Source organism: Nostoc sp. ChiSLP03a (genome assembly GCF_034531215.2).
Lineage (GTDB): Bacteria > Cyanobacteriota > Cyanobacteriia > Cyanobacteriales > Nostocaceae > Nostoc.
The window spans coordinates 21,416-27,821 of sequence record NZ_JAVRBQ020000076.1; the positions used below are offsets into that span (position 1 = coordinate 21,416).

Consider the following 6,406-nt stretch of genomic DNA (forward strand, 5'->3'; position numbering starts at 1 on the left):
ACAAAGATAGTCAAGCCGTTCATTTATGTCACTTCTTACCGCAATGAAACCAAAAGTTTACATTGAAACCTCCATTCCCAGTTTTTATTACGAGGCACGTACTGAACCTGATATGGTGGCGCGGCGGGACTGGACACGGGAATGGTGGAGTCATAGTGACAACTATGTGCTTGTAACTAGTCTTGCAGTGCTGGATGAACTCAATCGAGGTAACTTTCCTGGAAAGAACGAGGCAATAAAACTGATTAGTGGCTTGTTATTTGTCCCGATTGAATCAGTGGTTGCTGAAATCGTTGAAGTGTATATTCAGCAACAACTGATGCCCAAAGATCCACTTGGAGATGCGCTACATCTTGCCCTAGCTTCCTATCATAAATGTGATTTTCTCTTAACTTGGAATTGTCGTCACTTGGCAAATGCCAATAAATTTGGGCATATCCGACGGCTGAACGTTATGCTGGGGTTATACGTTCCAACGCTAGTTACGCCGTTAGAGTTGATAGGAGCGCAAAATGACGAAGAATGATGAGGCAATTAGCCAAATACGTAAAATTCGCCATATTATATCTCTAGAGAATGGACACAACCCCCAGAAGTTAGTGAATTACTATATTCAACTTCAGAAAGAATATCCCCACCTTATACAGTATAAAGAGCAGCAGACAAAAGTTCTAGAATCCCCAGCACAACAAGGTATTGAAGCCGAAGCATAGAAGTGATCGGTTAAGTTTGCATTATCTGCGGGGAATGATAAGGAATGTTACTGCGATGTCTACGAGAGGCTATTCGCCGCACTATCTCGTAAATTAGTTTTATTGACGCGCAATCATCGGGATTTGGGCAAAGTACCCGGATTGTTAATAAAGGATTGGATGGTTTAATGCGTAGGCGCAGCCCGTCGTAGACATCACCTAGTTTATTGCCGAGTGAGGGCGATCGCTACAACGTCTACTTCTTATGTATCTCACACACAATCTCTAAAGGGGATCGGTACAACGGGTCACTTCTTGTGATCTCACACACTGATACTTACATATCGTCATTAAGCAAATGATTATACGAAAAATTTCCGAGTAAGTAGTTAGACTTCTCAATCTCGATAAAATAGGTTAGTCTAGATGTTTTTTTGGGCTACATATCTACCATTAGAGTCTAATATGCGAAAAGTTAAAATGATAATAGCTCGATCAGGAGTCATCGACCAAGTTCTAACTCCACCTGAAGTAATTGTAGAATCTGCAAAACAGTACAATGAGGAATATATTCCACTGACGATCGAGCATGATATTCGTAACCCTCCTATTGGAAGGGTGGTTTCTGCTAAAGTGATAGTGCTTGATGATGGAACTCATTTACTTCAGGGCGAAGCAGAGATTTTTGAAGAATCTGACAATCTTGATTTACTTCCCAAAAACCATAAGTCTATAAAGATTCGTGCTGAGGAAGTAGATAACTTTCTAGTTCTCGGCAATCAAACTTTTGAGGAAGATGATGATGTAGCAGATATATATCAAGAATTGCGAGAGCTTGGGGCTAAAGATCGCAACCGAGTTTATCATGAAGACTCTGTAGAGCCTATATCGTTACTGATAATTGGCTTTGGGATATTCGCTCTTCAAGGAATATCAAACGGCTTTTTCTCAAAATTGGGCGAGGATTTATACGAAAAGCTGAAGCTTAAATTGAAGAATATCTTTGAGAAAAAATCTTTGAAGCAGAGGGAAAATCTGCTCAACTTTCAGTTTTTTGTCATTTTTGTCAATAGCGATGCTAGTAGGACGATTGAAGTAAATGTAGTCATTACAAATCCATCTCAAAACGATTTAGATGGATTCTTTACTTTTGTTCCAGCCATGCTAGATACAATGCTTTCGGGTTTGCCAGTAGATGATTTAGATATATGCCGCGTAGTTTTCAGTTATGAGTTTACGCAGCTTAAGTTGCTCTATGTTTTGAGGTCAGACGGTGTACCGATCAGCTTGTATCGTATAGAAAGAAATGATTGTTAATGTATCTTCAATCGCTGAGGTCTAAAAAACGGATTGGAGCGGACTGACAAATCATCCTCGTGCATCGCCAATGTTACTTGCAGCCGCTCAGTCGGAACGTTAAGGTGTATTTAGGTTAGACAGACATACCCCAGATGAATTATTCCTGCTTTTAGCTATCGCTACAACGGTTTATTTATTGTGCATCTCACACACAATCTCTAAATATGCAGTGGCGTGTTATCGAGTTGAGGCGATCGCACCATTTAATCTAAAAAATCGTCATTAAAAATAGTCTTTTATTTTACAGTTTTTCTTAAAGCAAAATGCAAGCAAAATCTAAAACCCATACTCCATAAGAGTTATACTGTTTAAAGCATCAAAACCGATTGTTATTATATAACCCTGCAACTTGCATTTAGGCTAGAAATAGGCTCTTTTTTCTACCGCCACCAAAAAACCTTGCATTATATCAATTGTAAGAGCGATCGCTAGGTTCGGAGTAATCCTTTTTGTGGTTTAATTTTTTTCTACTATCTAATGTTTGCAGTAAACACTGTCAGCGATAAACATTGTTTTCTGAGAACACATTTATTTTTAGCCTAAATATAGGCTAAAAAGACAGCATAATTCGGTTCAGGACTCATATCATGTCCGCCAAATTACCCATAATAAAAGAACCCCACCCCCAACCCCTCCCCGCTTGCGGGGAGGGGGAACAAAGCGTAGGTTTGGCGGGGTGGGGTTCTTCGGGTTTAATAAGCAATCAAGCGGATATGATATTACGCATCATTTCAATGATGTCCTGAGCCAAGGCGATTAAACAATCGCCTGTTTTTTTGCTCATCTCTGCAAGTACAGCAGCAAAAAGAACACATGAGAACGAAAGTACTACTGGAATTAGAGAAAGTTAATCTGCGTTTGAAGTCTGCAAAAGCAAAGGTGACAATTAGAGAATCGAATGGAAGTCTGCAATTACGAGCGACGTTACCAATTAAGCCGGGAGACAAAGACAGCAACGGTACTGGGAGAAAGCAATACAATCTCAGCTTGAATATTCCCGCTAACTTAGATGGACTCAAGACGGCTGAGGAAGAAGCTTATGAATTAGGGAAGTTAATCGCTAGGAAAAGTTTTGAATGGAATGATAAATATTTAGGAAATGAGGCAATTAAAAAATATTTTAAAACTATAGGAGAATTACTGGAAAAATTTGAAGAGGAGTATTTTAAAACTCATAAACGTACAATTAAAAGCGAACATACTTTTTTTTATTACTTTTCCCGCACCAAGAGATTTACCAATCATCAAGATTTGGCAACTGCTGAAAATCTGATCGGTTCAATTGAGCAAATTGACAAAGAATGGGCTAAATATAATGCCGCCAGAGCGATCGCAGCATTTTGTGTGACATTCAATATCGAAATTGATTTATCTAAATATTCCAAAGTGCCTGAGAATAACTCCCGAAATATACCTACAGATACGGAAATAACTGAGGGAATTATCAAGTTTGAAGATTATCAACATAACAGAGGTAATCAAGTTAATCAAAATGTTCAAGATAGTTGGCAACTTTGGCGATGGACTTATGGAATGTTAGCAGTGTTTGGTTTACGTCCACGAGAACTTTTTATTAATCCCGATCTTGATTGGTGGTTGAGTCAAGAAAATACAGATTTTACATGGAAAGTACATAAAGATTGTAAGACTGGGGAAAGAGAAGCATTACCTTTACATAGACGATGGATTGAGGAATTTGATTTAAGAAATCCGAAGTATTTAGAGATGTTAAGGAGTGCGATCGCAAAAAAAGATAACACAAATCATGCTGAGATAACGGCGTTAACACAGCGAGTTAGTTGGTGGTTTCGCAAGATAGGATTAGATTTTAAACCTTATGATTTACGTCACGCTTGGGCAATTCGGGCGCATATTTTGGGAATCCCAATTAAAGCGGCGGCGGATAATTTAGGGCATAGTGTGCAGGTTCATACACAAACTTATCAGCGTTGGTTTTCGCTAGATATGCGAAAGTTGGCGATTAATCAGGCGTTGAGTAAGAGAAATGAAGTTGAGTTGATTAGGGAGGAAAATGCTAAGTTGAGGATGGAGAATGAAACCTTGAAATTGGAGATTGAGAAATTGAGGATGGAAATAGTTTATAAGCGGAGTTAAGTTTGCCCATAAGTAATACCAGTTTTAGATAATTTGGTATAATTTATGGAAAAAAGTTATTAAGATAAAAGATAATAAAAAATTATGGCGCTAGTAACTCTCCAACAGATAATCAAGCAGCTTGAGACACTTGAAATAGAAGAACTTCAGCAGCTTAATCAGACGATTCAAAAGTATCTTGCTGATAAAGAAGAAACAGTCAAGCAAGCAGCATTTCACCAAGCTTTAATCGATTCTGGCTTAGTGAAGCAGATAAAACATCCTGTTTATGAACCAATAACTGAGCGACGGTTAATTCATGTCGAGGGAAAGCCTATTTCTGAAACTATCATTGAGGAACGCCGTTAGATGGCAATCTACTTCATAGACAGTAGCGCATTGGTTAAGCGTTATATTAGTGAAACTGGATCAGCTTGGGTTTTGGAGCTATTTGATCCTACTCTCAAGAATGAGGTATTTATTGCTGCAATAACCAGTGTAGAAATTATAGCGGCAATTACCAGGCGAGCACGTGGTGGAAGTATTAGCATTACAGATGCAACAATAACACGCAATCAGTTCAAAAGTGATTTACAGAAAGATTATCAAATCGTTGAAATTACAGAAAATATTATTAACTCTGGAATAGTATTGTCTGAAACTTATGGTTTAAGAGGTTATGATGCTATTCAACTAGCAGTAGATCGTGCAGTTAATACTATTTGCATTGCTAATGGATTAGCTCCTATTACCTTTGTATCCGCAGATAATGAGTTGAATGCAGCAGTTGTAAGTGAGGGATTAATGATTGAAAACCCTAATAGTCACCCATAATGCAGATTCACCTGCGATCGCTTTAGCAAATGACCTCACTCTTATCACCCACAACACCCGTGAATTTAGCCGTATTGATGGCTTGAAGTACGAAGATTGGAAATAGCTGCGGCTGCGGATGAAAGAGTCTATACATTATCTGAGGTTCTCATACGAATATATCTAGCATTTATTGTATTATGTATTAACACTGATGTTAATCAAAAAAGGATTGATATCATTATGAGATATAGTATATTTTAACCTAATATTTTATGAATAGTAAGCTGATATATCATACCAACGAAAGTATAAATGGTGGATTTTCACCTTTTGATGAAGCTATTCATAAACTGAGTAATAGTAAAGAACTACTAATAGCTTGTCCCTATATTGATGTTAGTTATATTAAAAACTTGTTGCACAATCCAGGCAAGTGGCGTATTATTTCTGATGTAGAAGCTTGACTTAGTGCTTTTCAAGGTAAAGAAAGAAAAGAAATCATTGATTTCCTCATTGAAAATACATCCAAAATTCATGATTATAGGAATTTACATGCAAAAGTTGTTTTTGGCGACCATTTATGCTTATTAGGTTCTGCAAACCTAACTAAAATGGGTATCACTCAGAAAGCAGAAATGTCAATTTTACTAGATGAAAGGAATTACATTGAAGAAATTAAAAACTGGTTTGAGAACTCATGGTCAAGTAGTGGTGAAGTCAATAAAAAAGAATTAGAAGACTATATTCAGAGAATTATTAAAACGACACCTACACTTGAATCTCAAAATAGTTGTTTAAATTCAGATGCCCCAATTATTAGATCAAAGATGATCGCTCACCCTAAAAAATCTGAAAAAGAAGTCAGTCAATCAAAGTCGAAAAAAGATAAGGAACCTTGGAATGGTCGTGATTATTATGTAAATTGTAGTAAAAGTGAACATAGAAACTGGGATGACTGGCAAAGATATAGTTTTGTCTCTGCTGGTACTGGGACATTCTATAGAGGTTCTATAAAAAATCTATTTCTAGGGTTGCGTGTATTCGTCTACATACCCGACATTGGTTATGTTGGCGTTGGTCTAGTAACAGATCCTGCTGTACGTGTAAAAGACTTCACCGTATTGGTTAATGGGCAACAAGTACCAATCTTAGATGTACCACTAGTTTCCCCAAAAATGGATGAATATGCTGATGATCTGGATAAATCCGAGTATCTTGTCCGTGTTGAATGGATAAAAACAGTGCCTAAAAGTCAGGCATATTGGGAAGAAGGGCTTTTTTACAACCAGCACCCAGCATGTAAAATGAGCGATAGTTCTACAATAAAGAAGTTATCTCAGCATTTCGGATTAAACGATTAACTGTCATTTAATAATCACGTTGTAGCGCGATCGCATCTCTCTTGTAGCGTCCATTCATTCACTCAAAAACAACGCCGCGATAAA

Annotated in this window: 7 protein-coding genes and 1 pseudogene; all 8 read left to right on the forward strand. The window is 37.6% G+C overall.

The genetic code is table 11. The features are described from left to right. Nucleotides 1-25: 25 nt before the first annotated feature. Nucleotides 26-526, forward strand: a complete 501-nt coding sequence (locus RMY32_RS12955) for a type II toxin-antitoxin system VapC family toxin (protein ID WP_292704621.1) — start codon at nucleotides 26-28, stop codon at nucleotides 524-526. Further along, the gene (locus RMY32_RS12960) at nucleotides 513-713 is read left to right on the forward strand and encodes a hypothetical protein (protein WP_322715364.1); all 201 of its coding nucleotides are present in this window, start codon (nucleotides 513-515) and stop codon (nucleotides 711-713) included. Before RMY32_RS12955 ends, RMY32_RS12960 begins: the two co-directional genes overlap by 14 nt. A 444-nt stretch (nucleotides 714-1,157) precedes the next feature. Next, complete coding sequence (locus tag RMY32_RS12965) at nucleotides 1,158-2,009, forward strand: hypothetical protein (RefSeq protein WP_322715366.1); 852 nt, start codon at nucleotides 1,158-1,160, stop codon at nucleotides 2,007-2,009. An 813-nt stretch (nucleotides 2,010-2,822) separates the two neighbouring features. Further along, a pseudogene (locus RMY32_RS12970) lies at nucleotides 2,823-4,166 on the forward strand (site-specific integrase); the annotation flags it as partial. Between the two features lie 84 nt (nucleotides 4,167-4,250). Then, the gene (locus RMY32_RS12975) at nucleotides 4,251-4,514 is read left to right on the forward strand and encodes a hypothetical protein (RefSeq protein WP_322715368.1); all 264 of its coding nucleotides are present in this window, start codon (nucleotides 4,251-4,253) and stop codon (nucleotides 4,512-4,514) included. Next, nucleotides 4,515-4,979 carry a type II toxin-antitoxin system VapC family toxin gene (locus tag RMY32_RS12980; protein ID WP_322715369.1) on the forward strand — a complete coding sequence of 155 codons (465 nt, stop codon included), beginning with the start codon at nucleotides 4,515-4,517 and terminating at the stop codon, nucleotides 4,977-4,979. It begins immediately after the preceding gene. Further along, on the forward strand, nucleotides 4,954-5,085 hold the full coding sequence (locus RMY32_RS12985; protein WP_409882877.1) for a hypothetical protein: 132 nt from the start codon (nucleotides 4,954-4,956) through the stop codon (nucleotides 5,083-5,085). Before RMY32_RS12980 ends, RMY32_RS12985 begins: the two co-directional genes overlap by 26 nt. Before the next feature lie 376 nt (nucleotides 5,086-5,461). Beyond that, the gene (locus tag RMY32_RS12990) at nucleotides 5,462-6,322 is read left to right on the forward strand and encodes a phospholipase D-like domain-containing protein (RefSeq protein WP_409882881.1); all 861 of its coding nucleotides are present in this window, start codon (nucleotides 5,462-5,464) and stop codon (nucleotides 6,320-6,322) included. Nucleotides 6,323-6,406: the final 84 nt, after the last annotated feature.

What these genes read in the sequence shown, in the direction of transcription:
- RMY32_RS12955 (WP_292704621.1), top strand. Translation starts at nt 26, where the DNA reads ATGTCACTTCTTACCGCAATGAAACCAAAAGTTTACATTGAAACCTCC.
- RMY32_RS12960 (WP_322715364.1), top strand. Translation starts at nt 513, where the DNA reads ATGACGAAGAATGATGAGGCAATTAGCCAAATACGTAAAATTCGCCAT.
- RMY32_RS12965 (WP_322715366.1), top strand. Translation starts at nt 1,158, where the DNA reads ATGCGAAAAGTTAAAATGATAATAGCTCGATCAGGAGTCATCGACCAA.
- RMY32_RS12975 (WP_322715368.1), top strand. Translation starts at nt 4,251, where the DNA reads ATGGCGCTAGTAACTCTCCAACAGATAATCAAGCAGCTTGAGACACTT.
- RMY32_RS12980 (WP_322715369.1), top strand. Translation starts at nt 4,515, where the DNA reads ATGGCAATCTACTTCATAGACAGTAGCGCATTGGTTAAGCGTTATATT.